General features: G+C 71.2%; 22 protein-coding genes. 8 read left to right on the top strand and 14 right to left on the bottom strand.

The genetic code is table 11. The annotated features are described in order from the left end of the window. Positions 1 to 39 precede the first annotated feature (39 nt). Together ACZ4N5_RS01550 and ACZ4N5_RS01545 are read left to right on the top strand one after the other, a co-directional pair. The gene (locus ACZ4N5_RS01550; protein WP_467755125.1) at positions 40 to 1,095 is read left to right on the top strand and encodes a helix-turn-helix domain-containing protein; all 1,056 of its coding nucleotides are present in this window, start codon (positions 40 to 42) and stop codon (positions 1,093 to 1,095) included. Then, entirely contained in the window at positions 1,092 to 1,586 is a 495-nt protein-coding gene (locus tag ACZ4N5_RS01545) for an LURP-one-related/scramblase family protein (protein ID WP_467755124.1), read from the top strand. The genes ACZ4N5_RS01550 and ACZ4N5_RS01545 overlap by 4 nt, the downstream gene beginning before the upstream one ends. 112 nt (positions 1,587 to 1,698) lie before the next feature. On the opposite strand, the gene ACZ4N5_RS01540 is transcribed toward ACZ4N5_RS01545, so the two are convergent. Then, positions 1,699 to 2,514 (bottom strand): carbon-nitrogen family hydrolase, encoded by an 816-nt coding sequence (locus tag ACZ4N5_RS01540; RefSeq protein ID WP_467755123.1) that lies wholly within the window; start codon positions 2,512 to 2,514, stop codon positions 1,699 to 1,701. Between the two features lie 154 nt (positions 2,515 to 2,668). On the opposite strand from ACZ4N5_RS01540, the gene ACZ4N5_RS01535 reads away from it, so the two are divergent. Next, positions 2,669 to 3,493, top strand: a complete 825-nt coding sequence (locus tag ACZ4N5_RS01535; RefSeq protein ID WP_467755122.1) for a maleylpyruvate isomerase family mycothiol-dependent enzyme — start codon at positions 2,669 to 2,671, stop codon at positions 3,491 to 3,493. Between the two features lie 504 nt (positions 3,494 to 3,997). Here ACZ4N5_RS01535 and ACZ4N5_RS01530 read toward each other — a convergent pair. Beyond that, positions 3,998 to 5,296, bottom strand: a complete 1,299-nt coding sequence (locus ACZ4N5_RS01530; protein ID WP_467755121.1) for an MFS transporter — start codon at positions 5,294 to 5,296, stop codon at positions 3,998 to 4,000. Then, positions 5,293 to 5,967: a GntR family transcriptional regulator gene (locus ACZ4N5_RS01525; protein ID WP_467755120.1), complete on the bottom strand. Its 675-nt coding sequence runs from the start codon at positions 5,965 to 5,967 to the stop codon at positions 5,293 to 5,295. The genes ACZ4N5_RS01530 and ACZ4N5_RS01525 overlap by 4 nt, the downstream gene beginning before the upstream one ends. Positions 5,968 to 6,169: 202 nt before the next feature. Here ACZ4N5_RS01525 and ACZ4N5_RS01520 point away from each other — a divergent pair, with 202 nt between their 5' ends. Then, the gene (locus tag ACZ4N5_RS01520; RefSeq protein ID WP_467755119.1) at positions 6,170 to 7,066 is read left to right on the top strand and encodes a D-alanyl-D-alanine carboxypeptidase family protein; all 897 of its coding nucleotides are present in this window, start codon (positions 6,170 to 6,172) and stop codon (positions 7,064 to 7,066) included. Between the two features lie 202 nt (positions 7,067 to 7,268). Here ACZ4N5_RS01520 and ACZ4N5_RS01515 read toward each other — a convergent pair whose 3' ends face one another. The 3 genes from ACZ4N5_RS01515 to pdhA (ACZ4N5_RS01505) are packed head-to-tail and all read right to left on the bottom strand — an operon-like array spanning position 7,269 to position 10,964. Further along, on the bottom strand, positions 7,269 to 8,741 hold the full coding sequence (locus ACZ4N5_RS01515) for a dihydrolipoamide acetyltransferase family protein (RefSeq protein ID WP_467755118.1): 1,473 nt from the start codon (positions 8,739 to 8,741) through the stop codon (positions 7,269 to 7,271). A 10-nt stretch (positions 8,742 to 8,751) separates the two neighbouring features. Next, a complete protein-coding gene (locus tag ACZ4N5_RS01510) occupies positions 8,752 to 9,732 on the bottom strand; it encodes an alpha-ketoacid dehydrogenase subunit beta (RefSeq protein WP_355846760.1) in 981 nt (326 codons plus the stop codon). Positions 9,733 to 9,734: 2 nt separating this feature from the next. Further along, positions 9,735 to 10,964 (bottom strand): pyruvate dehydrogenase (acetyl-transferring) E1 component subunit alpha, encoded by a 1,230-nt coding sequence (gene pdhA, locus ACZ4N5_RS01505; protein WP_467755117.1) that lies wholly within the window; start codon positions 10,962 to 10,964, stop codon positions 9,735 to 9,737. Between the two features lie 414 nt (positions 10,965 to 11,378). Between pdhA (ACZ4N5_RS01505) and ACZ4N5_RS01500 the strand changes: the two genes are divergently transcribed. After that, positions 11,379 to 12,041 (top strand): response regulator, encoded by a 663-nt coding sequence (locus ACZ4N5_RS01500; RefSeq protein ID WP_467755116.1) that lies wholly within the window; start codon positions 11,379 to 11,381, stop codon positions 12,039 to 12,041. 211 nt (positions 12,042 to 12,252) lie between these two features. On the opposite strand, the gene ACZ4N5_RS01495 is transcribed toward ACZ4N5_RS01500, so the two are convergent. After that, positions 12,253 to 13,815 (bottom strand): protein kinase domain-containing protein, encoded by a 1,563-nt coding sequence (locus tag ACZ4N5_RS01495; protein WP_467755115.1) that lies wholly within the window; start codon positions 13,813 to 13,815, stop codon positions 12,253 to 12,255. Positions 13,816 to 14,120: 305 nt separating this feature from the next. Between ACZ4N5_RS01495 and ACZ4N5_RS01490 the strand changes: the two genes are divergently transcribed. Next, entirely contained in the window at positions 14,121 to 15,734 is a 1,614-nt protein-coding gene (locus tag ACZ4N5_RS01490) for a protein kinase domain-containing protein (RefSeq protein ID WP_467755114.1), read from the top strand. 203 nt (positions 15,735 to 15,937) lie between these two features. Here the strand turns inward: ACZ4N5_RS01490 and ACZ4N5_RS01485 are convergent, their stop codons facing one another. After that, positions 15,938 to 16,480 carry a bacterial proteasome activator family protein gene (locus ACZ4N5_RS01485; RefSeq protein WP_467755384.1) on the bottom strand — a complete coding sequence of 181 codons (543 nt, stop codon included), beginning with the start codon at positions 16,478 to 16,480 and terminating at the stop codon, positions 15,938 to 15,940. A gap of 228 nt (positions 16,481 to 16,708) precedes the next feature. Between ACZ4N5_RS01485 and ACZ4N5_RS01480 the strand changes: the two genes are divergently transcribed. Beyond that, complete coding sequence (locus ACZ4N5_RS01480) at positions 16,709 to 17,428, top strand: hypothetical protein (RefSeq protein WP_467755113.1); 720 nt, start codon at positions 16,709 to 16,711, stop codon at positions 17,426 to 17,428. Between the two features lie 242 nt (positions 17,429 to 17,670). Here ACZ4N5_RS01480 and ACZ4N5_RS01475 read toward each other — a convergent pair whose 3' ends face one another. The 6 genes from ACZ4N5_RS01475 to pdhA (ACZ4N5_RS01450) all read right to left on the bottom strand — a co-directional run bounded on the left by ACZ4N5_RS01475 (position 17,671) and on the right by pdhA (ACZ4N5_RS01450) (position 25,733). Beyond that, positions 17,671 to 18,651 (bottom strand): NAD(P)H-quinone oxidoreductase, encoded by a 981-nt coding sequence (locus tag ACZ4N5_RS01475; protein ID WP_467755112.1) that lies wholly within the window; start codon positions 18,649 to 18,651, stop codon positions 17,671 to 17,673. A gap of 673 nt (positions 18,652 to 19,324) precedes the next feature. Next, positions 19,325 to 20,782 (bottom strand): molybdopterin molybdotransferase MoeA, encoded by a 1,458-nt coding sequence (locus ACZ4N5_RS01470; protein ID WP_467755111.1) that lies wholly within the window; start codon positions 20,780 to 20,782, stop codon positions 19,325 to 19,327. Continuing rightward, on the bottom strand, positions 20,779 to 21,888 hold the full coding sequence (locus tag ACZ4N5_RS01465) for a DUF6457 domain-containing protein (RefSeq protein ID WP_467755110.1): 1,110 nt from the start codon (positions 21,886 to 21,888) through the stop codon (positions 20,779 to 20,781). The genes ACZ4N5_RS01470 and ACZ4N5_RS01465 overlap by 4 nt, the downstream gene beginning before the upstream one ends. 79 nt (positions 21,889 to 21,967) lie before the next feature. Further along, the gene (locus ACZ4N5_RS01460) at positions 21,968 to 23,563 is read right to left on the bottom strand and encodes a dihydrolipoamide acetyltransferase family protein (protein WP_467755383.1); all 1,596 of its coding nucleotides are present in this window, start codon (positions 23,561 to 23,563) and stop codon (positions 21,968 to 21,970) included. After that, positions 23,563 to 24,567, bottom strand: coding sequence for an alpha-ketoacid dehydrogenase subunit beta (locus tag ACZ4N5_RS01455; RefSeq protein ID WP_355851691.1), 1,005 nt, complete (start codon positions 24,565 to 24,567; stop codon positions 23,563 to 23,565). Before ACZ4N5_RS01455 ends, ACZ4N5_RS01460 begins: the two co-directional genes overlap by 1 nt. Further along, a complete protein-coding gene (gene pdhA / locus ACZ4N5_RS01450) occupies positions 24,564 to 25,733 on the bottom strand; it encodes a pyruvate dehydrogenase (acetyl-transferring) E1 component subunit alpha (protein ID WP_467755109.1) in 1,170 nt (389 codons plus the stop codon). Before pdhA (ACZ4N5_RS01450) ends, ACZ4N5_RS01455 begins: the two co-directional genes overlap by 4 nt. 174 nt (positions 25,734 to 25,907) lie before the next feature. Between pdhA (ACZ4N5_RS01450) and ACZ4N5_RS01445 the strand changes: the two genes are divergently transcribed. Further along, positions 25,908 to 26,408, top strand: coding sequence for an Lrp/AsnC family transcriptional regulator (locus tag ACZ4N5_RS01445; protein WP_261703685.1), 501 nt, complete (start codon positions 25,908 to 25,910; stop codon positions 26,406 to 26,408). Positions 26,409 to 26,473 lie beyond the last annotated feature (65 nt).

The following is a 26,473-nucleotide window of genomic DNA, read 5'->3' as shown; positions in this document are numbered from 1 at the left end:
GGCACTCCGCGGCGCGCCCGCGAGTGCTAGAAATCGCGTATGCCGCAAGGATCCTCGCACCCACCGCTCGATCGGGAGAACTCCCTCGCGCCGGGACGGGAAGAACCGCTGAAGCGTCGGCCGCATCGCGTCGCCGTGATCGTCGACGAGGGCACGAATCCCTTTGAAGTCGGCGTCGCGACGGAGCTGTTCGGGCTTCCCCGGCCCGAGCTGGGACGACCGGAGCCGCTCTACGAACTGACCCTGTGCACCCCCACGCCCGGCGTCCGGATGAACCACGGGTTCTTCACCCTGAGCGGAGTGCCCGGACTCGACGCGGTGGACGACGCCGACACCCTCGTCGTCCCCGGCCGGCCCGACAACGTCGTACCGCGCCGGACCGTCGTCCTGGACGCCATCCGGCGCGGCCACGCGCGCGGGGCCCGGGTGGTGAGCTTCTGCACCGGAACCTTCGCGCTCGCCGAGGCGGGACTGCTCGACGGGCGGCGGGCCACCACCCACTGGCGCTGGACGAACGTCTTCCGGGAGCTCCACCCGAAGGTGCTGCTGGATCCGGACGTGCTCTTCGTGGACGAGGGGGACGTGCTCACGGCGGCGGGCAGCGCGGCCGCGCTCGATCTCGGGCTGCACCTCGTACGGCGCGACCACGGTGCGGAGATCGCCAACGCGGTGTCGCGCCGGCTGGTCTTCGCCGCGCACCGCGACGGGGGCCAGCGCCAGTTCGTACAGCGGCCGCTGCCCGACGTGCCCGACGAGTCGCTGGCACCCCTGCTGGCCTGGGCACAGGAGCGGCTCGGTGAGCCGCTGACGGTCGGGGACATGGCGGCGCGCGCCGCGGTCAGCCCGGCGACGCTGCACCGCCGCTTCCGCGCCCAGCTCGGCACGACACCGCTGGCGTGGCTGACGGCGGAGCGGGTGGCCCTGGCCTGCCGGCTCATCGAGCGCGGCGAGGTCCGGCTCGACGTGGTGGCGGACCGCAGCGGGCTCGGGACCGCCGCGAACCTGCGCGAGCGGGTGCGCCGGGCGACCGGACTCAGCCCGTCGGCCTACCGGCGGCGTTTCGGACCGCCCACCGGGGAACCGGTCATGTCATGAGATACCTCGTACGCGACCGGCTGCTCGGCATCGGTGACGACTACTGGATCGAGGACGACCACGGCAACAAGGTCTTCCTCGTGGACGGCAAGGCCATGCGGCTGCGGGACACCTTCGAGCTGAAGGACACCCGCGGACGCGTCCTGATCGACATCCACCGGAAGATGCTCGCGCTGCGGGACACGATGATCATCGAGCGGGACGGTGACCCGCTCGCGACCATCAAGCGCAAACGTCTGTCCCTGCTCCGCAATCACTATCGCGTGTCCCTGGTCGACGGCACCGAACTCGACGTCAGCGGCAAGATCCTCGACCGCGAGTTCGCGGTCGACTACGACAACGAACTCCTCGCCCAGATCTCCCGCCGATGGCTCCACATCCGCGACACGTACGGCGTCGACGTCGTACGGGAGGACGCCGATCCGGCGCTGCTGATCGCGGTGGCGGTGTGCGTGATCCATCTGGCGGAGAAGGAACGGGGGGACGACTGACAGCGGCACCGACAGGGGCGACCCGGCAGGAGGCGGCCGGCAGGAGGCAGCAGGCAGCAGGGGCCGGCAGCGGGGACGACCGGCCGCGCGGGCGGGCCGGCCCTGCCGCCGGTCAGCGGCGGGGAGTCTCCAGACCCAGCAGCCGGTCCTTCAGGGCCGGGAACTGTTCCCGCGTCGACGCGACCTTCGCCGGGTCGAAGTCCACCGTGAGGATCTCCTCGTCCGAGCCCGCCTCGGCGAGGACCTCTCCCCACGGGTCGACCACGATCGAGTGACCGGCCTGGGGAACTCCCGCGTGCGTACCGGCCGTTCCGCAGGCGAGGACGTACGCCTGGTTCTCGACGGCGCGTGCCTGTGCGAGCAGGGTCCAGTGGGAGCGGCGCCGTTCGGGCCAGCCGGCCGAAAGGACGAAGGTCTGCGCCCCCGCGTCGACGAGCCCGCGGAAGAGCTCGGGGAACCGGAGGTCGTAGCAGGTGGCCACGCCGATGACGGTCTCCGGCAGGGGCACCGTCACCAGTTCCGTGCCCGCGCCCATCAGCACGGCCTCGCCCTGGTCGAAGCCGAAGCGGTGGATCTTGCGGTAGGCGGCGACGAGTTCACCGGCGGGGGAGTAGACGAGGGAGGTGTTGTAGAGGGGGGCCTCGGTCGCGGAGCCCGTCCCGGACGCCGCGCGCTCGGGGATCGAGCCCGCGTGCAGCCACACGCCCGCGTCGCTCGCCGCCTTGCTCATCGCCTCGTGAGTCGGTCCCTCTAGTGATTCGGCCTGCGCCCCGAACTCCTCGTAGGCGAAGGCGCCGGTGGTCCACAGCTCGGGAAGCACGACGAGATCGACTCCGGCTTGATCCCGTACCAGATCCGCCACGCGGTGTCTGCGGGCTGCGACCGATTCGTCGTCGTTTACGTCGATCTGGAGGAGCGAGGCGCGCACACTACCACCGTCCTGGCATTCGAGCCGTCGATACGGGCCTACGATCGTCACACGAAAGCACTGCCGGGGTGCCTCACAGCAGCGTAACTTAGCGTCCCAAGACACCCGCTGCCTGTGCACTGCCCGCGTCCAACCGCCCGAGGGGTCCCGTTCCGTGAGTCTGCATCCGAGTCTTCAGTCCTACGCCGACGCCTGGGCCCACTCGATCGAAGCGATATCCGAGCTGGTGCAGCCGCTTGTGGAGGGCGAGTGGAACCGGCGGACTCCGTGTCCCGGCTGGTCGGTCCGCGACATCGTCTCGCATGTCATCGGGCTGGACTGCGAGATGCTCGGTGATCCCCGGCCGATCCACACACTTCCCCGCGATCTCTACCACGTGACGAACGAACACCAGCGGTACATGGAGATGCAGGTCGACGTGCGCCGCCACCACACGGCGCCGGAGATGACCTCCGAGCTGGAGTACACGATCATCCGTCGCAACCGGCAGCTGCGGAACGAGTCGCGGCAGCCCGACGCCAAGGTGCGCGGTCCTCTCGGCACCGAGGTCACCCTCGAACTGGCGATGCGCAACCGCGCGTTCGACGTGTGGGTGCACGAGCAGGACCTGCGGTACACGCTGGGCCGGCCGGGGAACCTCGACTCCCCCGGTTCGCAGATCGTGCGGGACGAGTTGCTGGCCGCGCTGCCGAAGGTCGTCGCCAAGGACGCGGGGGCGCCGGCGAACTCCGCGATCGTCTTCGACGTGCACGGTCCGGTCGAGTTCCTCCGTACCGTCCGTATCGACGCCGACGGGCGCGGATCGATAGACGGTTCGCCCTCCCTCGGTCCCGCCGCGAGCCTCGCCCTCGACTGGGAGACCTTCGTCCGGCTCGCCTGCGGCCGCGTCCACCCCGACACCGTGGCCGACCGCATCAAGACCGAGGGCGACCCGGAGTTGACGGCGGCCATCCTGCGCAACTTCACCGTCACGCCGTAACGGGGCCGGGCGGGGCGGTCCCCCGCCCCTCCACCTCGCTCCGCCGTTCCGTGTCCGGGAACGTTTCCGGTGTCCGGAAGCGTTCCGGTGCACGGGGGCCTTCCCGAATCCGGGGGTCTTCCCGAAACCGGGACCGTTTCCGTATCCGTATGCGTATCCGAGGACCTTCCGTATACGGGGCCCGTCCTGTGCGCGGACCCGTCCCGCACAGCCCGGTCACCTCCCTTAACCGGGCTACCTCCCGTAACCCGGTCACCTCCCGTATCCGGGTCTCCACTCGTATCCGGAGCCGTCCCGAATCCGGGGCGCCGCCGCCCGGGACCTCCTACGTCACGCCGACGCGTTTCTCGGCAGTCGCCGGACGGACCAGGGCCTTCCGGTGCGCCCGGACGGCAGGGCGGTTCGCCCCTCCGGCGTTCGGGGCGCGGGCTCCGTTGGACGGCGAACGCCCAGGTCGGGACAGCCGACGCCGACCGGTGGCAGCGGACGGCATGCCCTCGACGGTCACGCAGGTACGTGCACCGTCTCCACCCGGCTGGCCACCAGCCGCTCCCGCTCCCGGCGGGCCGCCTGCTTCCTCAGCCGGAAGATCTGGCTCAGCCCGACCGCCTGGAGCACGAACACCGCGGCGAAGGCGATGCGGTAGTTGTCGTCGGTCGCGTCGAGCAGGACACCGATGGCCAGCAGCGTCGTCATCGAGGCGACGAAACCACCCATGTTGGTGATCCCGGACGCGGTCCCCTGACGCTCCGGCGGATTCGCCGGACGCGCGAAGTCGAAGCCGAGCATCGAGGCCGGCCCGCAGGCCCCGAGCACGGTGCACAGCACGACCAGCACCCACATCGGCGCGTGCTCGCCGGGATACAGCAGCACCCCCGCCCACACGACGGCCGTCGCCGCGACCGTGCCCAGCGCCAACGGCAGCCGCGCGGTGTGGTGCCGGGCGACGATCTGCCCGTACACCAGCCCGACGACCATGTTGGACAGGACGACGAGCGTCAGCAGTTCACCGGCCGTGGCCCGCGAGAGACCCTGTGCCTCGACGAGGAACGGCATCCCCCACAGCAGCAGGAACACCATCGCCGGGAACTGCGTGGTGAAGTGCACCCACAGGCCGAGCCGGGTGCCGGGTTCACGCCACGACGCGGCGATCTGCCGGCGGACGTACGCGGCGCCCCGGTGGGGGAACGGCTCCGGCTCATGCCCCTCGGGATGGTCCTTCAGGAACAGCAGCAGGAGGACGAGGACGAGCACACCGGCACCGGCGCTGCCGGCGAACGCGGCCGTCCAGCCCATCCCGTGCAGCAGCCGGGCGATCACGAGCGTCGAGACGAGGTTGCCCGCCATGCCGACCAGGCCCGCGAACTGCGCGACGAGGGGCCCGCGCCGGGCGGGGAACCACCGTGTGCCGAGCCTCAGCACGCTGATGAACGTCATCGCGTCACCGCAGCCCAGCAGGGCGCGCGAGGCGAGGGCCATGCCGTACGACGAGGAGAACGCGAAGCCCAGCTGCCCCGCCGTGAACAGCAGCACGCCGATGGTCAGCACCTTCTTGGTGCCGAGCCGGTCGACCAGCAGCCCGACGGGTATCTGCATGCCCGCGTACACGAGGAGCTGGAGTATGGAGAAGGTGGACAGGGCGGAGGCGCCCACATGGAAACGGTCCGCGGCGTCGAGCCCGGCCACCCCCAGTGACGTACGGAAGATGACCGCGACGAAGTAGACCGAGACGCCGATGCCCCAGACGGCGATCGCGCGCCGGCCGCCGGGCGGATCGCCGGGCAGCGTGGCCGAGGAGCTCATCGGACCTCGCCCCGCGCCAGGTTGGAGAACCAGCTGACGTGTCCGTGGATGAGGCCGACGACCGCGTCGGCGTCGCCGGAGCGCAGCGCCTGGAGGATCTGTTCGTGCTCGACCAGCGTCTTGGTGATCCGGTCGGGGTGCGCGTGCATCACGGCGACTCCCATCCTCAACTGCCGGTCGCGGAGCTGGTCGTAGAGCCGGGAGAGGATCTCGTTGCCGCCGCTGCGGACGATCTCGGCGTGGAAGCAGCGGTCGGTGACGGCGGCGGCGGCCAGATCCCCGGCGGCGGCCTGCTCCTTCTGCTGCGCGAGCAGTTCCTCGAGGCGGGCCAGGAGCTGCGGCGATGCCGGTACGGCCTTGCGCGCGGCGTGCTCCTCGACGAGCTGGCGGGTCTCGACGACGTCCGCGATCTCCTGGGCGGAGACCGGCAGGACGAGCGCGCCCTTCTTCGGGTAGAGCCTGATCAGTCCTTCGGCTTCCAGCCGGAGCAGCGCCTCGCGGACCGGGGTGCGCGAGACGCCCACCGCGTCGGCGAGTTCGCCCTCGGTCAGCAGGGAGCCGCCCTCGTAACGGCGCTCCAGGACACCCTGTTTGACGTGTGCGTAGACGCGGTCGGCGGCGGGCGGCTGCTTCACGGGAGGTCGCATCGGCGCGGGTGGGGCTGAAGGCATGCGCACATCATAGATACAACACGTACGCATGCCCGGAGGTATTTCAGCATGCGGACCCCAACTGCCTCCGGGTGTAACCCAGGTCACATGAATTTCGCTCGTTCGCCGTACATCCCTTTGCGCGCCCCGCGAGTCCGAACGTGGGACGGCACTGCCATGTGCCTGTCTCCCAGGGGCATTTCGCGCATACGGAGCGTTCATTTTGATTACCGGCATTAAGGGCACGCGTTTCCGCAGGGCCGCCGCTGTGACCCTCACGACCGGCGCCGTGCTGGCAGCCGGAGCCTTCGGCGCCGCGCCCGCGGGCGCGGTCGCCACGCCCACGATCGCCGCCAAGGGCGGCTATGTCATGAACAACGGCACCGGCACGACCCTCTACACCAAGGCGGCGGACACCCCGCTGTCCACCGGCTCCACCACGAAGATCATGACGGCCAAGGTCGTGCTGTCCCAGCCGAACCTGAACCTGGACGCCAAGGTCACGGTCCAGAAGGCCTACAGCGACTACATCGTCGCCAACACCGCCTCCTCGGCCCACCTGATCGTCGGCGACAAGGTCACCGTCCGTCAGCTCCTCTACGGTCTGATGCTGCCGTCGGGCTGTGACGCCGCCTACGCGCTCGCCGACAAGTTCGGCTCGGGCACGACCCGCGCCGCCCGCGTGAAGTCGTTCATCGGCAAGATGAACTCGGCCGCGACCAGCCTGCACCTGGCGCACACGCACTTCGACTCGTTCGACGGCATCGGCAACGGCAACAACTACTCGACGCCGCGCGACCTGACGAAGATCGCCAGCAGCGCCATGAAGAGCACCACGTTCAAGACGGTCGTCAAGACCGTCAGCACCAAGCAGAAGGTGACGACCGCGAGTGGCGGCTACCGCTACTACACGTGGGAGAACACCAACAAGCCTCTGCTGACCGGCTACACCGGCACGATCGGCGTCAAGACCGGTTCGGGCCCCGAGGCGAAGTACTGCCTCGTCTTCGCCGCGACGCGTAACGGCAAGACGGTCATCGGCACGGTGCTCGCCTCCACGTCGATCACCCAGCGCACGTCGGACGCCACGAAGCTGATGAACTACGCGTTCGCCAAGTAAGACACGCGCACAAAAAAAGAGGGGCCCGCCGCGCACCGCGCGGCGGGCCCCTCTCGTGTCGCGGGCCGTCCGGGGAACCCGGCTCGACCACGCCGAGGGCGCCTCTCCTCGTACGGGACTCGTACGAAGAAGAGGCGCCCTCGGCGTATACGGAATCACTTCCGGGCGGCCGGCGGGACTCGCGTCCCTCCGGCCGGTCGGCTCACGCCCAGGTGATCAGCCGCTTGGGCTGCTCCAGGACGGCCGCGGTGTCGGCGAGGACCCTGGAGCCGAGCTCGCCGTCGACCAGGCGGTGGTCGAAGGAGAGCGCCAGCGTGGTGACCTGACGGGGCTTGACCTTGCCCTTGTGGACCCAGGGCTGGAGCTTGATCGCGCCCACCGCGAGGATCGCGGACTCGCCGGGGTTGAGGATCGGCGTGCCCGTGTCGACCCCGAAGACGCCGACGTTGGTGATCGTCACCGTGCCGCCCTGCATCGCGGCCGGCGAGGTCTTGCCCTCGCGGGCCGTGGCCACCAGTTCGCCCAGCGACTCGGCCAGCTGCGGCAGGGTCTTGGCGTGGGCGTCCTTGATGTTCGGGACGATCAGGCCACGGGGTGTGGCCGCGGCGATGCCCAGATTCACATAGTGCTTCTGGACGATCTCCTGGTTGGCCTCGTCCCAGAAGGCGTTGATCGCGGGGTTGCGCTTGACCGCGACCAGCAGGGCCTTGGCGATGAGCAGCAGCGGATTCACCCGCAGCCCCTGCATGTCCTTGTCCTGCTTGAGCTCCTCGACCAGGCGCATCGTGCGCGTCACGTCGACCGTCACGAACTCGGTGACGTGCGGCGCGGTGAACGCCGAGCCCACCATCGCGGTGGCCATCGCCTTGCGGACACCCTTGACCGGGACCCGGGTCTCCCGCGTGGCGTCGTACGACGCCACCGGGGCCTGCGGCTGTACCCGGGCCGGGGCCTCCTGCGGAGCCGGGGCCGGGGCAGCGACCGGAGCCGGTGCCTGCGCCGGGGCTGCCGCCGCGTGCACGTCCTCCCGCGTGATGATGCCGTCCGGGCCCGACGGGGTGACCGTCGCCAGGTCGACCCCGAGGTCCTTCGCGAGCTTGCGGACCGGGGGCTTGGCGAGGGGCCGCTGCTGGGCCGCGGGCCCGTGACCGTTGAGCTCGCCCTGGATCGCGGTGGCCGCGTAGAGCGTCTCGCTCTGCTCGGCCGGGACCTCGGCGCCCTTGCGGGGGCGCCGCTTGGTGGAGGACTCCGCCACGCCGTACCCGACGAGGACCGGCGTGCGGCCCTCGGGCTTGGCCTCCTCGGCGGGAGCCGCCTCCGCCACCGGAGCGGCGGGAGCAGCGGGAACGGCAGGAGCAACGGGTGCCTGCTCGGCGGCCGGGGCCGCCGCTTGCGCGGGCGCCGTCCCACCGGACACGTCCACCGCGATGATCACCTGGCCGACGTCCACCGTCGTGCCCTCGGGGAAGTGGAGCGCGGCCACCACACCGTTGAACGGGATCGGCAGTTCGACCGCGGCCTTGGCGGTCTCGACCTCGCAGACGACCTGGCCGTCGGTGACCGTGTCACCGGGCTGGACGTACCACTTGAGGATCTCCGCCTCGGTGAGTCCCTCGCCCACATCGGGCATCTTGAACTCGCGGAGTCCCGACGCGTTCTCAGTCATCGTCGTCACGACTCTCTCCTCAGTACGCCAGCGAGCGGTCGACGGCGTCGAGCACGCGGTCCAGGCCCGGAAGGTACTCGTCCTCCAGGCGGGCCGGCGGATACGGGGCGTGATAGCCACCGACCCGCAGGACGGGCGCCTCCAGGTGGTAGAAGCACCGCTCGGTGATACGGGCGGCGATCTCCGCGCCCGTCCCGAGGAACACCGGGGCCTCGTGCACCACGACCAGGCGGCGGGTCTTCTCGACCGAGGCCTGGATGGAGTCGAAGTCGATCGGGGACATCGAGCGCAGGTCCAGGACCTCGATCGACTTGCCCTCCTCCTGGGCGGCCGCGGCGGCCTCCAGGCAGACCTTCACCATCGGGCCGTACGCGACCAGGGTGAGGTCGCTGCCCTCGCGCGCCACCCGTGCCTTGTGCAGCGGACCGGGGATGGCGTCCTTGTTGACCTCGGCCTTGTCCCAGTAGCGCCGCTTGGGCTCGAAGAAGATCACCGGGTCGTCGCTCTGGATGGCCTGCTGCATCATCCAGTAGGCGTCGCCGGCATTCGACGGGGAGACCACCTTCAGGCCCGCCACGTGCGCGAAGAGCGCCTCGGGGGACTCCGAGTGGTGCTCGACGGCGCCGATGCCGCCGCCGTACGGGATACGGATGACGACGGGGAGCTTGATCTTGCCCAGCGCCCGCGCGTGCATCTTCGCGAGCTGGGTGACGATCTGGTCGTACGCCGGGAAGACGAATCCGTCGAACTGGATCTCCACGACCGGGCGGTAGCCGCGCAGGGCCAGGCCGATCGCGGTGCCGACGATGCCCGACTCGGCGAGCGGGGTGTCGATGACCCGCTCCTCGCCGAAGTCCTTCTGGAGCCCGTCGGTGACCCGGAAGACACCACCGAGCTTGCCGACGTCCTCGCCCATGATGAGGACCTTGGGGTCGGCGTCGAGGGCCGTGCGCAGCGATTCGTTGATCGCCTTGGCCAGCGCCATCTTTTCCGTCGCCATGGCTACTTGCCCTCCCCTGCGTCCGCGAACGACGCCTGGTAGGCGGCGAACTGGGCGCGCTCCTCGTCGACGAGCGCGTGCCCGTCCGCGTACACGTTCTCGAAGATGGCGAATTTGTCCGGGTCAGGCATGGCCCGTACGACTTCGCGCACTCGCTTGCCCAACGTCTCGCTCTCCGTCTCGAGTTCCGCGAAGAACGCCTCGTCGGCGTGGTTCGCGGCCTCCAGGTAGGCGCGCAGGCGCAGGATCGGGTCCTTCGCCTCCCACGCCTCGCGCTCCTCGTCGGCCCGGTACTTGGTCGGGTCGTCGGAGGTGGTGTGCGCGCCCATGCGGTAGGTGTACGCCTCCACCAGGGTGGGGCCCTCGCCGTTGCGGGCCCGCTCCAGCGCCCAGCGGGTCACCGCGAGGGTGGCGAGCACGTCGTTGCCGTCCACGCGCACGCCGGGGAAGCCGAAGCCCTGCGCGCGCTGGTACAGCGGCACGCGCATCTGGCGCTCGGTCGGCTCGGAGATCGCCCACTGGTTGTTCTGGCAGAAGAACACCACGGGAGCGTTGTAGACCGCCCCGAAGTTGAAGGCTTCCAGGACGTCACCCTGGCTGGATGCGCCGTCACCGAAGTACGCGATCACGGCCGAGTCGGCGCCGTCCTTGGCGACGCCCATGGCGTAGCCGGTGGCGTGCAGCGTCTGCGAGCCGATGACGATCGTGTACAGGTGGAAGTTGTTGCTGTTCGGGTCCCAGCCGCCGTTGTTCACACCCCGGAACATGCCGAGCAGGTTGGTCGGGTCGACCCCGCGGCACCAGGCGACGCCGTGCTCGCGGTAGGTCGGGAAGACGTAGTCGTCATCGCGGGTGGCCCGGCCCGAGCCGATCTGGGCGGCCTCCTGGCCGAGCATCGAGGCCCACAGGCCGAGCTCGCCCTGGCGCTGCAGGGAGGTGGCCTCCGCGTCGAAGCGGCGGCTCAGGACCATGTCCCGGTACAGGCCGCGCAGCTCCTCGGGGGTGATGTCGGCGACGTACGGGTCGTACGTGGCGTCCTTGACCCGCTTGCCTTCCGGGGTCAGCAGCTGAACGAGCTCCGGCTCGCCGCCCGTCGCCCCGGGCGACTTCTTGGCGGCCGCGCCGGCGCTCCTGCTCGCGGCGCTCTTGGTACCGGTCGTACTGGCGCTCGCGGCGCTCTTCGTACCGGCGCTGCGTCGCGGCTTGCGCGCGGCAGTGCTCTCCACGGTCACGTGTGCTCCTCCGTCGGTCCGGCCCCCGGGGTTGCCGGAAGGCTGGGGGTCCCCCTCGCTCGCGGTTTGAGCTCGGGGGAGCGGCTCGCCTGTTCCGGCACCCGTGCACGGGGTGGGTGCCACTCGGCCGGGAACAGGCGTGACAGGTGCCCCGGCGAGCGCCCTGCAACAGTCACGTTACCCAGTGCTTCACAATTCTGTGAAACCTCTCCTGACCTGCGATTTTGATAGGAAATCCAAGTACTTGGATACGTGGATTTCCTACTAGATCGAGCAGATCGGGAACAGTCGCTGGTCACAGCACTGGTTACAGCCTTGCAGGGGGCCGGAACACCGGCACGTTATCCCGGCCACCCCGGACTCGGGAAGAGTTCACTTGGGGCAATGCCCATGATCGTGTGTGAGACTGACAGCGTGCGCGAAATCGGGAAAATCACCGTATTCCTGGTCGATGACCACGAAGTGGTCCGCCGCGGAGTCCACGAACTGCTCTCGGTCGAGGACGACATCGAAGTGGTCGGGGAGGCCGGTACGGCGGCCGACGCACTGGTCCGGATCCCGGCCACCCGCCCGGACGTGGCCGTCCTGGACGTACGCCTCCCGGACGGCAGCGGCGTGGAGGTCTGCCGCGAGATCCGCTCCGCGGACGAGGACATCAAGTGCCTGATGCTGACCTCGTACGCCGACGACGAGGCCCTCTTCGACGCGATCATGGCGGGCGCGTCGGGCTATGTGCTGAAGGCCATCCGCGGCAATGAGCTGCTCGCGGCCGTACGGGACGTCGCGGCCGGAAAATCCCTGCTCGACCCGGTGGCCACCGCGCGTGTCCTGGAGCGGCTGCGGGACGGCGGCGCCCGGGGCGACGACCGGCTCGCCCGCCTCACCGACCAGGAACGCAAGATCCTCGACCTGATCGGCGAAGGGCTCACCAATCGCCTGATCGGAGAGCGAATGCACCTCGCCGAAAAGACGATCAAGAATTACGTGTCGAGCCTTCTGTCCAAACTGGGAATGCAACGCCGGTCGCAGGCGGCGGCCTATGTGGCGCGCATACAGGCGGAACAGCAGCACCACTGACACCGGGCGCCACTGACACCGGGCGCCACTGAACGAAAACCCGACTCTGCCGGCGGGTGCCTCTTTCCCGCACGGCCCGGATCGGCGGAGCCGGCACGACCCGTGACGCGCCGGATGTCCAACGGCGCGCGCGCGGGAAACCCGTTGTGGGCCTCCCGCGCGCGTGGACGGTGTGCTCTTCTCGGATCCGTTCGGACCCTGCCGAATCGGGTCAGCCCACGTCTCCCGCGGCGGGGGACTCGGTGCCGCCGCCCGCCGGATCGCTGGACGTCGGCTCCGACGTCGGCGTGGTCGGTTCGTCCGTCGGGGCGGCCGTGGTCGGCTTCGTCTTCGTCGGCTGGTCGGTCGGCTCGTCCGTCGGCGGCTGGCTGGTGACGCTCTGGGTCGGCTCGTACGACGGGGTGTAGTCCGTGCCGTCGCCGGTGTTGGTCGAGTCGTCCGAGGTGTCGGCCGTGGACTGGTCCGTGGCCGCGTCGGTGGGCTGCTCGGTGGAGTTGTCGCTCGTGCTGGAGTGCGTGACGGTCGGCGACTGCGTGGTACCGGTCCCCGCGCCCCCGCCGTTGCCGGTGTTCTTGAGCGCCAGCGCGACACCCGCCACGATGGCGATCATGGCGAAGACCGCGAGGATCCACAGCTTGCCGCGGCCGCCTCCCCGGTTGCCGTGCCCCTCGAAGCCGCCGTCGTCACCGCCCCCGTAGGGCGGGATGAGCGGTGCCGGGATCTGCGTGGTGCCGTAGTCACCGGGGTGCGGCAGCGCGGCCGTACCGGCGAAACCGGACGCCTGCCCGTGCGGACCCTCGTGCATCGTGACCGGGCCGGTGTTCCAGGTGCCGGTGTGACTGCCCTGGTCGTACAGCATCTGCAGCGCGTACTGGACGAGGCCGCGCATCTCCTCGGCGGTCTGGAACCGGTCGTCCGGATCCTTCGCGAGGGCGCGCATGACAAGCCCGTCGAGCTCCGGCGGCACCCCGCCCGAGACCTCCGAGGGAGGCACCGGGATGTCCTGGACGTGCTGGTAGACCACCGAGAGTGGCGTCTCTCCGGTGAACGGGGGCCGCAGCGCGAGGAGTTCGTAGAGCAGACAGCCGGTCGCGTACAGGTCGGAGCGGTGGTCGACGGCCTTGCCGAGCGCCTGCTCCGGGGAGAGGTACTGCGGGGTGCCCATGACCATGCCGGTCTGGGTCATCGTCGACTGCGCGCCGTGCAGAGCGCGCGCGATACCGAAGTCCATCACCTTGACCGCGCCGGTCTCCGTGATGATCACGTTCGCCGGCTTGATGTCACGGTGCACGATGCCGTGCTGGTGCGAGTAGGCGAGCGCCTCCAGCACACCGGAGACGATGATCAGCGCCTGCTCGGGCCCGGGGGCCTCGGCGTTGATCAGCAGATCGCGGATCGTGTGACCCTCGACGATCTCCATCACGATGTACGGGACGACACCGTGCCCGACCACGTCCTCGCCGGAGTCGTACACGGCGACGACCGCATGGTGGTTGAGCCCCGCGACCGACTGTGCCTCACGTGTGAAACGCGCCTTGGACACGGGGTCCTCGGCCAGGTCGGAACGGAGCAGCTTGACCGCCACGGTCCGCCCCAGGCGCACGTCCTCGGCGGCGAACACCTCGGCCATACCGCCCCGGCCGAGCCGGTGCGTCAGCCGGTATCGGCCGTCGCCGACCAGTCCGCCGTTACCCCACATCTCCGGCGCATCTGACATACCGCCGCCAGTCGCCTCGGGGTCGGACGGGCCCTGAGCGCGCTGCTGCTGTGCCATCAGTCCTCGCCGTCGTTTCTGCCCGCGGTCTGCGCGGTGGTTGTTACGGTCTCCGTCGGGCCACGCTACAGGCTCCGCGCATGGCGCCGTTCCGAGATGGGCGTGAGATGGACCGGCCGTCCGGCCCGTCGAAGGTCCGTGTGTGCCAATTCCGTGTACCGGCCGTACGCCACCTGTAACGCTTCCGCGACGCTTCTTTCTCAGACGGTCACGGAACGGGCACCGAGCTTGACGTGTCCGTGCCCTCGGGCAGACTTGGCCCGGAATAAGCCAATCGATCACCGATGCCGCGGGGGACGCAGAACATGAGCCAGGACGGCGCACAGGGCCGGTACGCGGGGCGCGCGGTCGCCGGCGGCCGCTACCAGCTGCGCGATCTGCTCGGCGAGGGCGGTATGGCCTCGGTGCATCTCGCCTACGACTCGGTGCTCGACCGCCAGGTCGCGATCAAGACGCTGCACACCGAACTCGGCCGCGAGCAGGCCTTCCGCGAGCGCTTCCGCCGCGAGGCCCAGTCGGTGGCCAAGCTCACGCACACGAACATCGTCTCGGTCTTCGACACCGGCGAGGACGACCTCAACGGCATGACGACGCCGTACATCGTCATGGAGTACATCGAGGGCAAGCCGCTCGGCTCGGTCCTCGACGCGGACATCCAGCAGTACGGCGCGATGCCCGCCGACAAGGCGCTGAAGATCACCGCGGATGTGCTGGCCGCTCTGGAGATCAGCCACGAGATGGGCCTGGTCCACCGGGACATCAAGCCGGGCAACGTGATGATGACCAAGCGCAACGTCGTCAAGGTCATGGACTTCGGCATCGCCCGCGCCATGCAGTCCGGCGTCACCTCCATGACGCAGACCGGCATGGTCGTCGGCACCCCGCAGTACCTCTCTCCCGAGCAGGCCCTCGGCCGGGGTGTCGACGCCCGGTCCGACCTGTACTCGGTCGGCATCATGCTGTTCCAACTGGTCACCGGGCGGCTGCCGTTCGAGGCGGACTCCCCGCTGGCCATCGCCTACGCGCACGTCCAGGAGGAGCCGGTCGCGCCCTCCTCGGTCAACCGCTCGCTGCCCCCGGCGGTGGACGCGCTGATCGCCCGCGCGCTGAAGAAGAACCCGAACGAGCGCTTCCCGAGCGCCGAGATCATGCGGGACGAGTGCCTGCGGGTCGCCCAGTCGTTCCAGGCCGCCGCGCCGAACATCGTGCCGGGCGCCCAGACGCCGAGCGGCTCGGGCGTCGGCTCCGCCGTCTTCCCGCCGGTCGACCAGGGCACCCCTGCACCCGGCCCCGTACAGACGCCCTACCAGCCGAACCCGTACGGCACCCCGACCCCCGCCCCCGCGTACGGCTACCCGCAGCAGGGCGGCTACCCGACCCCGCAGACCGCCGCGTACTCCCCGCAGCACGGCACTTCGACCCCGCCGCCGTACAACCTCACGCCCCAGCCCGTCGGCGGCTCGGGCGGCGGCAGGAGCAACAAGACGGTCGTGATCGGTGCCGTCGTGGTCGCGCTCATCGCGATCGGCGGCCTGATCACGGCGCTCGCCGTGAACGGCGGGAGCGGCGACGACAACAAGGGCGGCGGCGGCAACACCGCCAGCAACTCGCCCACCGTGGTCGAGGGGCACAAGGGTCCGGACACGTCGAAGACGATCGACACCGAGAAATGCACGGATCCGACGGAGTCGTACGACGACCCGAACAAGATCCAGGTACCGGACTTCCACTTCAAGAACCTCACCTCGGTGAAGTCCTGCTTCCAGGCCGCCGGTTGGCAGATGAAGATCACGCGTGTCGACGAGAACACGTACGGCGAGGACACGGTCATGGACCAGTTCCCCTCCGCCGGCGACGACGTCGACCCCAAGAACATGCCCGAGATCGAGCTCAAGGTGTCGTCGGGCGACCCCTCCTGAAGCGTCCCTGAACGATCGAAGCTGTCGGACAGTCCGAGCGGTCCGAGCGCGCTTCGGCAGCCCATTCGGAAATGGACTCGGGAACGGACTCGGGAACGGACTCGGGAACGGGCCCGGCACTTCGGTGCCGGGCCCGTTTCGGTCGGGGTGACCTTCGATCGCTGGGGTGACCTTGTTCGCCGGGGTGGCTCGGTGACCTGCGGTTACAGGTACGGTCCGCCCGAGCGGCCTCCCGTACGGGGGTCCTCGTCGCCCTCCAGACCGCCGACGCCCGGCGGCAGGGCACGACGCATCTGCTCCAGCTGCGCCCTGGCCGCCATCTGCTGGGCGAACAGGGTCGTCTGGATCCCGTGGAAGAGCCCCTCGAGCCAGCCCACCAACTGAGCCTGCGCGATCCGCAGCTCCGCGTCGCTGGGGGTCCCCTCGTCCGTGAAGGGCAAGGAGAGCCGCTCCAGTTCGTCCACGAGCTCCGGGGCCAGACCGTCCTCCAGCTCCTTGACGGAACTCGCGTGGATCTCTTTGAGCCGGACCCGGCTGGCCTCGTCCAGAGGTGCGGCGCGCACTTCCTCCAGCAGCTGCTTGATCATGCTGCCGATGCGCATCACCTTGGCGGGCTGTTCCACCATCTCCGTCACCGGGATCTCTCGGGAGTCCTCGTCCCCGGTGCCGCCGAGAGCCATTCCGTCCTGGCCGACAACCAGGATCTGAGGGTTCTCCGGCGACCGTTCGTTCCTCGGCATCTCCATGCCGACATTCTCTCGCACCCACGTACTCCATCACGGTGGTGCCCCCCGTACACGGTGATCCACCACGTACGACGGCGCAGTTCGCGAAAGGACGGGGCTCCACGGCCCCTGAAGTGCGCGAATGAGGTCACTTTCTGTCGAGATGCCGGGATCACGACGTCATGTGAGGCTTGATTCGTCGATCACGGCACCCGTCTTGGCGAACCGTACCGGGAGGGGGTCACCGACGTGACTCCATGGCTCCGCACCCTGCCCACGGCCGGACTGCTGGCGGCCGCCCTGCTGAACGGCGCCGGCCCCCTCTCGAACGCCGCCCCCGCAAGCTCCGGGACCCCCTCGTACGCGGCCGGTTCCGGGGCCCTCTCGTCCACCAGAAGCTCCGGGGCCCACCCGTCCGCCGCCGGCCCGGTCCCGTCCACCGGAGGAACCGCCGCATCCACCACCGCGCCGGCCCCGTCCGCCGGAGAAACGGCCACGCCCACCACCACCCCGGTCCCGTCCGCCGGAGGAACCGCCACGTCCACCACCACCCCGGCCCCGTCCGCCGGAGGAACCGCCGCATCCACCACCGCATCCGACGCGGCCGGCCCCGGCGCCTCCGATCCCGCACGGCCCACTCCTACGGCGGATCCCTCCCGTGCGGGCAGCTTCGCGGGCGAGGGACGCGAGCGGCCCGGCCGCACGAAGCCGGACACTCCGGACGGCCAGGACAGCACGGACACCCCGGACCTCCAGGACACGGCCCCCGCCGCCGACACCGGACTCACGGAGCCGAGCGTGACCCCCGAGCCCTCGCACAACGACGCGGTCCCCGTCCAGCAGAGCGTCGTGGGCCCCGGCTCCACGCCCGACCCGGCCCTGGCGATCCTGCCGCTGGGCAGCGGCCTGATCCTCATCGGCCTGGGCCTGGGGCTGGCCTTCCTGGCCCTGCGGGCACGACGCGGCTGAGGCGCACCGCACGGAAGCGGCGGGGCGCCTCATCGCCCTGTTCTCGCGAGCGCACGCACCCGGCCGCACGGCATCCGGCCGCACAGCACGCGAGGGCGCGGCACCCGAAGGCACGGAATCCGGCTCTGGGCGGCGACAACGCTGCACGCGAGGCACGGCACCCGGCTCTGGGCGGCCACAGCGCTCCCCCGGAAGCCGGGGTCGGTGCTTCCACCACGCACCCCGGTAGCGGGGGGCCGCCGCTAGGGAGCGACCAGCAGCACCTTTCCGATGTGGCTGCTCTCCTCCAGTACCCGGTGCGCCCCCGCCGCGTCGCTCATCGGCAGCTCGCGGTCGATGACCGGACGGACATGGCCGGAGTCGATCAGCGGCCACACGTGCTCGCGTACCGCCGCCACGATCGCCGCCTTCTCGCTGAGCGGCCGGGCGCGCAGCGAGGTCGCGCTGATGGCCGCGCGCTTGTTCAGGAGGGCGGCGATGTTCAGCTCCGCCGTGATGCCGCCCTGCATGCCGATGATGGCCAGCCGTCCGTTGACGGCGAGGGCGCGCACGTTCGGGTCGAGGTACTTGGCGCCCATGTTGTCGAGGATGACGTCGGCACCCGCCCCGCCGGTGGCCCGCTTGATCTCCTGGACGAAGTCCTGCTCGCGGTAGTTGATCAGGATGTCCGCGCCCAGCTCCGCGCAGAAGTCGAGCTTCTCCTTGGTACCCGCCGTGACCGCGACCTTCGCGCCGACGGCCTTCGCCAGCTGGATCGCCATGGTGCCGATGCCGCTGGAACCGCCGTGCACGAGCAGGGTCTCGCCGGGGCGCAGGTGGGCGACCATGAAGACGTTCGACCAGACGGTGCACGTCACCTCGGGCAGCGCCGCCGCCTGCTGGACGTCCAAGCCCGCGGGCACGGGCAGCAGCTGCCCGGCCGGGACGGCGACCTTCTGGGCGTATCCGCCGCCCGCGAGCAGCGCGCACACCTCGTCGCCGACCTCCCAGCCGAGGACACCCGGGCCGACCGCGGCGATGCGCCCCGAGCATTCGAGTCCGGGATAGGGGGACGCTCCGGGTGGCGGGTTGTACAGGCCCTGCCGCTGCAGCAGATCGGCACGGTTGACGGCGCTGGCCACCACCTCCACCAGTACTTCGCCCTCGGCCGGCACCGGATCGGGGACCTCGTCCCACACCAGCGCCTCGGGCCCACCAGGTTCAGGAATCGTGATCGCGTACATGGGAGGGACGCTACTCCTGGGAGGCCTTGCCCATTCCTGCGCCAGGGGCCGAATGCCCGGCGTCCTCTGAGTGTCCCGAGTGACCCGCGCTCGTGATCAGCCGCTCCGTCGACTGCAGTGTGCCGACGTCCTGATCGTCGTGTCCGAACCCGCGATGCCCTCGTACGACACCGACCACCAGGTCGGTCCGTGGCAGGCGGTCGGCCGGGGGCGGTCGGCGATCGGGTGGCAGACGGGTGGCCGACGGCAGTCGGCGATCGGGCGGCGGTCGGTGGCCGTCGGCGATCGGGTGGCGGTCGGCGATCGGCGGCTGACCGGCGGATCACCGATGCCCGCCACGCGCTGGAACAGGTCGACGTCCCTCCTGATCCGCTTCTGCCCGACAAGCCCTGCCCGCCGGGCCTGCGGGACGCCTCCTCGATGCGTCCACGGTCAGCCCCCATGGAGCAGACGTTCTGGAGAATCCGATGACCCACGGGAGTGGAATCGACCTCGTGGAGCGACCAGTACCGGTGGATGAAGCAACGGTGGATGAAGCAGGTCGGTCACCTTAGGAGTGCACGGATCTGGTCGTGCCGGTCGTACCCGTCGTACCCGTCGTGCGCCGGAAGGCAGTCGGTTTCACGTGAAACACTCCCCGCTCGGATTCAGGGCGCTCCCGACCTCGACCGGCTCAGGCGAAGCACGCGTCGATCCCCGCGGTGGCCCACGGCAGATCGAGAAGTTCCAGCTCCTGGCCGGCCCGCGCGCCGCCCGGCGGTACGACCGCGAGCGCATCGGAGGCGGCGATGCCCCGCAGCATCGCCGGGCCGTTGTAGTGCAGGGGCGCGGCGCGGTCGCCGCGCAGCGAGACGGGGACGATCCGGGTGTCGTACGAGTGCCCCTGCACGCCTTCCTTGAGCGGCAGCGTGTACGGCTCCGGGGCCGCGCGTCCAGCCAGCGTGCGCAGCAGCGGCTCCGCGAGCGTGAGCAGTCCGGAGACGGCGGCGAGCGGGTTGCCGGGCAGGCCGACGAGGTGCTGGTTCTCCCCGGTGCGGGCCAGCAGCATCGGATGCCCCGGCCGCACCTTGACGCCGTCCACCAACAGTTCGGCGCCGATCCGGCGCAGCGTGGGGTGGACATGGTCGACGGGGCCGCCCGCGGTGCCGCCGGTGGTGACGATCAGGTCGGCCCGGGAGCCCGTGATCGCCTTGTGCAGCGCCTTGGCGTCGTCGCCGAGCCGGCGTACCGCGACCACCTCGGCGCCCAGCGCCCGCAGCCATGGCGGCAGCATGGGGCCGAGCGCGTCCCGGATGAACCCCTCCCGGGGCAGACCCTCGGCGAGCAATTCGTCGCCGAGGACGAGGACTTCGGCGCGCGGGCGGGGGACGACGGCGAGCGTGTCGTATCCGGCGGCCGCCGCGAGGCCCAGCACTGCGGGGGTGACCAGCACTCCGAGCGGCAGCAACTGGTCGCCGCTGCGGCATTCCTGGCCGCGCGGGCGAATGTCCTGACCGTGCGCGATCGCCAGGATTCCCCGTGAGCGGGTGGAGCCGGGCGCTTGCGCGCCGCTCGCGTGCAGCCGCCCCTTGTCGTCGAGGCGGCCGTGCTCGCTGCGCAGGACGGCGGTCGCGTCCCGCGGGACCCGTGCCCCGGTGGCGATCCGGACCGCCTCGCCGTCGCTGAGCCGCTCCGGCTCCGCGTGCCCGGCGAGTACACCGTCCTCGCGCACCTCCCAGGGCCCGGGCCCGGCGACCGCCCAGCCGTCCATGGCGGAGGTGTCGAAGGAGGGAAGGTCCGTGAGCGCGGTCAGGGGGGCGGCGAGGACGAGGCCGAGGGAGGCGTCGAGGGGGACCGAAACGGGGGTGCGGCGGGGCAGCGAGCGGGCGGCCCGCTCTGCGACGGCTCGGGCCTCCGGCCACGGGGTGGAGCGGTGATGGGCGTGCGTGCCTTTGCCGCTGTCCTGCGCGTCGGGTGCGGGAACCGCCGTCCTGTCGGTTCCCTGGGGGCCGAGGGCGGAACTGTCGGCTCGACCGGGCTCGCCGGGCACGCGGGCGCCGGCCCCCTTGACCAGGGCGAGCGCCTCCTCGACGTCGAATTCGTCGGCGTCCTGGCTGCCCTGGCTGTCCCGGGTGGAACGGGCGGCGGTCATCCGGCGTCCGGCTCGGTGGCGGGAGTTGTCGGGGTGGCGTCGGCGGGCGAGGCGGGCGCGGTGGGGGTGGCGGGCGACGGGGGGTCGGCGGCGTCCGGTTTGGCGTCGGGGGTGTCCTCGTCGGCCCAGCGGAGCGCGAGCGCGGCGGCCTTGCGGGCGGCCTCGGCGACCGCCTCCGGTCCTCCGCCGGCCCTCGCGGCCGCGTATCCGACGAGGAACGTGGTCAGCGGCGCGGCCGGCCTGGCCACCCCGTGGGCGGCGTCGCGGGCCAGGTCGAGCAGAACGCCGGTGTCGACGTCCAGGTCGATGCCCAGCTCGTCCTTGACTGCGGAAATCCATTCATCCAGCACGTGCCCATGCTCCCTGATGCGTGCTCTGGCGGCGGCGATGTCGTCCCAGGTGTCGCAGTCGAAGGACGCGACGGGGTCGGAGATACGGGTGAGGTCGAGCGCGGCGACGAGCCGTCGTAGCGGCAGCCCGCCGAGTCCCCCGTGCGCGGCGGCGAGCACGGCCAGCTCACGGCGCAGCGCGTCCGCGCGGTAGACGGCCACGAGGGGCTGATCCCGCCCGTCGGGGTCGGTGAGGACGACGCCGTCGGGGCGGATGCCGGGACCGTCGGGATCGAGGTGGCCCTCTTCGGTGGCGGGCGGGGTCTTGTGGGTGTCACCCGCGCGAGCGGGCGGGGCCTCGTGGACGCCGTCGGCGCGAAGGGTGTCCAGCAGGCGCCGTACCGTCTCTTCCTCCAGGAACGGCAGGTCGGCCGAGAGCACGACGACGTACGGCGCCGTGGTGGGCCGCAGTCCGGCGTCCAGCGCGGCAAGTGGTCCGCCGCCCGGCGGGTCCTCGCGGGCCCACTCCACGGGGCGCGCGGTGGACCTGGGTTCGGCCACGACCACCGTGCGGGTGGCACCGGCGCACGCGGCCAGCACCCGGTCCAGCAGCGCCCGGCCGCCCACCCGCACGCCGGGCTTGTCCGCGCCGCCGAGTCGCCGGGCCGCACCGCCCGCGAGCACGACGGCGTCGTACCCGGCAGCGGCACCGGGGGTGCCCTGCGGGCCGGAGCTGCCCGAACGCCCGGTCGCGCCCTCGGGCTCGTACGCGGTCATGCCCCGAGTATGGGCGCCCGAGGGATCAGTGCCACCCCCGGGGCACGGCGTGGAAACGGGGGTGACCGGATCCCCGGGGCTACAGGGTCCGCAGCAGCACCGCCGGCTGTTCCACGCAGTCCGCCACATACCGCAGGAAACCGCCCGCCGTACCGCCGTCGCAGACCCGGTGGTCGAAGGCGAGCGAGAGCTGGACGACCTGGCGCACCGCCAACTCGCCCTGGTGCACCCAGGGCTTGGGGATGATGCGGCCGACGCCGAGCATGGCCGCCTCGGGGTGGTTGATGATCGGCGTGGAGCCGTCGACGCCGAACACGCCGTAGTTGTTCAGCGTGAAGGTGCCGCCCGTGAGGTCCGCGGGCGTCAGCGTCCCGGTCCGGGCCGCCTCGGTCAGCCGGCCGAACTCCGCGCTCAGCCCTTCGGCGTCCCGTGTGTGCGCGTCCCGTACGACGGGGACGACGAGCCCCCGCTCAGTCTGGGCCGCGAAGCCCAGGTGCACCTGGTCGAGCCGGACGATCTCGCGGGCATCCATGTCGACCGTCGAGTTGAGTTCGGGGAACCGGGCCAGCGCCGCGGTGCAGATCCGGGCCAGCAGGGCGAGCAGGGAGATCTTCGGGCCGCCTGCCGCGTTCATCGCCCTGCGTGCCTGCATGAGCTCCGTCGCGTCGGCGTCCACCCAGCAGGTCGCGTCGGGAATCTCGCGCCGGCTGCGCGAGAGCTTGTCGGCGACGGCACCGCGGACACCCCGGAGGGGAACACGGACCCCCTGCGGAGTGGCGCCCCGGGAGACACCGCCCGCACCGGGCACGACGGACGTGATGTCCGCGTACGAGGCCGAAGCCCGCGCGCGGTCGTACGAGGGCGCCTCGACGGACGCGTCGGGGCCGACTCCGGCCGGCGGAGCGGGGTACGGCTCCATGGTGTCGGACGATCGCATCCTGCCGGTCGCCGCCGCACGCAGGGCGTACTCGACGTCGGCCCGCAGGATGAGTCCTTCGGGGCCTGAGCCCTCCAGCTCCCGCAGATCCACGCCGTTCTCCCGGGCGAGCCGTCGCACGAGGGGCGAGATGACCGGCACGGGACCGTCACCTCGCGTCGCGGCGACGCCGTTCCGCGCGGTCCCCGCGTGGCCTGCCGCTTCCGGCTGCGCGGCACCGACGGGCTCGGGGCGGCCCGGCTCGGGCCGGGCGGGCGAAGCGCCCGTGCCCGCCGGGGCCGGTGCTCCCGCTTGGGCCGGTGCACCCGCCGGGGCCGGTGCACCCGCCGGCCCGCCGGCCGACCGTCGGCCACCGGCCGCGGCACCACCGGAGGGACGTACCCTCCGGCGCCGCGCCGGGGGCGCTCCCGTGCCGTAGCCCACCAGCACGTTCCCGGAGCCCTCGTCGCTCCGGTCGTCCTTGCCGATCTCACTGTCCTCGCCGCCGGCCGGGGCGCCCACGGCGACGGTCAGCAGCGGTGCTCCCACGGGCAACTCTGTGCCCTCCTCGCCGAAGCGGGCGGTGACCACGCCGCCGTAAGGACAGGGGACCTCCACCATCGCCTTGGCCGTCTCGACCTCGACGACGAGCTGGTCGACGGCGACGACATCACCGACCTCCACCAGCCAGCGGACAATCTCCGCCTCGGTGAGTCCCTCCCCGAGGTCGGGGAGCTTGAACTCCAGCACCTGTGCCATCAGCTCTGCGCCTCCCATTGCAGACGCCCCACGGCGTCCAGGATCCGGTCGACGCCGGGCAAGTGGTGCCGCTCCAGCATCGGTGGCGGATACGGGATGTCGAAACCGGCGACACGCAGCACCGGCGCCTCCAGGTGGTGGAAGCAGCGCTCCGTGACGCGGGCCGCGATCTCCCCGCCCGGTCCGCCGAACCCGCCCGACTCGTGCACGACGACCGCACGTCCGGTCCGCCGCACCGACGCGGAGACCGTCTCGTCGTCGAACGGCACCAGGGAGCGCAGGTCGACGACTTCGAGGTCCCAGCCCTCGGCCCGCGCCGCCTCGGCGGCTTCGAGACAGACGGGCACGGACGGCCCGTAGGTGATGAGCGTGGCGCTCCGGCCCGAGCGCCGCACCACCGCGCGGCCTATCGGCTCAACGGCCGGCGGCTCGTCCGGGTTCCAGGAATCCTTCGACCAGTACAGCCTCTTGGGCTCCAGGAAGACGACCGGGTCGTCCGAGGCGATGGCCTCGCGCAGCAGTCCGTAGGCGTCGGAGACGGTCGCGGGCATGACGACATGGAGGCCCGGGGTCGCCATGTAGTACGCCTCGGAGGAGTCGCTGTGGTGTTCGACGCCGCCGATGCCGCCGCCGTAGGGGACGCGGATCGTGATGGGCAGGGGCATGGCGCCCCGCGTGCGGTTGCGCATCTTCGCCACGTGCGAGATCAACTGCTCGAACGCCGGGTAGGCGAACGCGTCGAACTGCATCTCCACGACGGGCCGCAGGCCGTACATGGCCATGCCGACCGCCGCGCCGAGGATGCCCGCCTCGGCGAGCGGGGTGTCCGTGCAGCGGTCGTCGCCGAACTCCTTGGCGAGCCCGTCGGTGACCCGGAAGACGCCGCCGAGGGTGCCGACGTCCTCGCCCATGACATGGACGGCCGGGTCGGCGGCCATGGCGTCCCGCAGGGCGCGCCCGAGCGCCTGCGCCATCGTGGCCGGTTTGAGGGCAACCGTGGTCATCGCCCGGCTCCTTCCGGGCCGTGCGGGCCCGCTCCGGGCGTGCCGTCCGCCTCGGCGTCCAGCTCCGCTCTCAGCTGGCTCTCCTGCTCAAGCAGTTGAGTAGTGGGTTGGGCATACACATGGGCGAACAGATCCATGGGATCGAGCACCGGGTCCTGGTTCATGCGCTCGCGCAGGTCCGCGGCCATCGCCTCGGCGTCGTCGCGCACCGCCTGCAGGGCGGACTCGTCGAGCAGACCGCGCTCGGTCAGTTCCCGCTCCACCAGCACGATGGGGTCGTGCCCGCGCCAGGTCTCGACCTCGGAGTCGCCGCGGTAGCGGGTGGCGTCGTCGGCGTTGGTGTGGGCGTCGATGCGGTACGTCACGGCCTCGACGAGCGTGGGACCGCCGCCCGCGCGCGCGTGGGCGATGGCCTCGCTCAGGACCTGGTGCACGGCCACGGCGTCGTTGCCGTCGACCAGGCGGCCCGGCATCCCGTAACCGACGGCCTTGTGGGCCAGCGACGGGGCGGCGGTCTGCTTGGCGAGCGGGACGGAGATGGCGAAGCCGTTGTTCTGCACGAGGAAGACGACCGGCGCCTGCCACACGGCGGCGAAGTTCAGCGCTTCGTGGAAGTCGCCCTCGCTGGTGCCGCCGTCGCCGACCAGGGCGAGCGCGACCACGTCGTCGCCCTTGAGGCGGGCGGCGTGCGCGAGGCCCACGGCGTGCGGGAGCTGGGTCGCGAGCGGGGTGCACAGGGGGGCGATGCGGTGCTCGTGCGGGTCGTAGCCGGTGTGCCAGTCGCCGCGCAGCAGGGTGAGGGCCTGGACGGGGTCGAGGCCGCGGGCGACGGCGGCGAGCGTGTCGCGGTAGCTGGGGAAGAGCCAGTCGCGCTCCTCCAGCACGAGCGCGGCGGCGACCTCGCAGGCCTCCTGTCCGGTGCTGGAGGGGTACACGGCGAGACGGCCCTGCTTGGTGAGGGCGGTGGCCTGAACGTTGTAGCGGCGGCCACGCACCAGCTCGGCGTGCAGACGGCGCAGCAGGGCCGGATCGACCTGCGCGGCCGCGTCGGTGCCGAGGACGCGGTGGGGCAGCGCGTCGGGCAGCAGCGGCGCGGGGTCGGTGCGGGGCTGCCAGGCGGGCGGCGGCGTGGGCCGGTAGGCCCCTCGCTGCTCCATGACCGTCATGACGGCACCTCCTCGTGGGAGCGGCTTCAGACGCGTCACGGGTGTGATGCGCCTCACCTACCGATTGTTCGGTCGTCGGCACATTTTGGCTACAGGCACCGCCAGGCTGTGGACAAACGGTTCTGCACAGCCTGAGATGGACGCAGTACGTCCATGGTAGGGAGGCGGGGGGACATGGCACCTGAACAAATGGCCGAGCCGCCGGAGGCCGGCCCCGTCGCGCCGCCCGCCCGTCCGCTCGACGCGATCGACCAGGACATCCTGCACATGCTGCAGGCGGACGGCCGTGCCTCCATACGCTCCGTGGCCGAACGGGTCCATGTGTCGCGGGCCAACGCCTACGCGCGGATCAACCGCCTCATCGAGGACGGCGTGATCCGCGGCTTCGGGGCACGGGTCGACCACGAACGCGCCGGGCAGGGCACATCGGCGTACATCACCCTCAAGATCGTGCAGAACTCCTGGCGCACGGTGCGGGAGCGGCTGAGGGTGCTCCCCGGGGCCTCGCACATCGCTCTGGTGGGCGGCGATTTCGACGTACTTCTTCTGGTGCACACGCCGGACAACCGGGCACTGCGCGAACTCGTGCTCACCCGTCTCCAGGCCATCCCGGAGGTGCTCAGCAGCCGGACGCTGCTGGTCTTCGAGGAGGAGGACCTGGAACCGGAGGGCTGATGGAGCCGTGACCCGGGCCGCATGGCTCCTGCCCGAGCCCGGCACCGCCGGACTCGGGGGACCTC

It is taken from the genome of Streptomyces sp. NPDC026500 (genome assembly GCF_055567635.1).
This window is presented reverse-complemented; position numbering and strand designations above follow the sequence as displayed.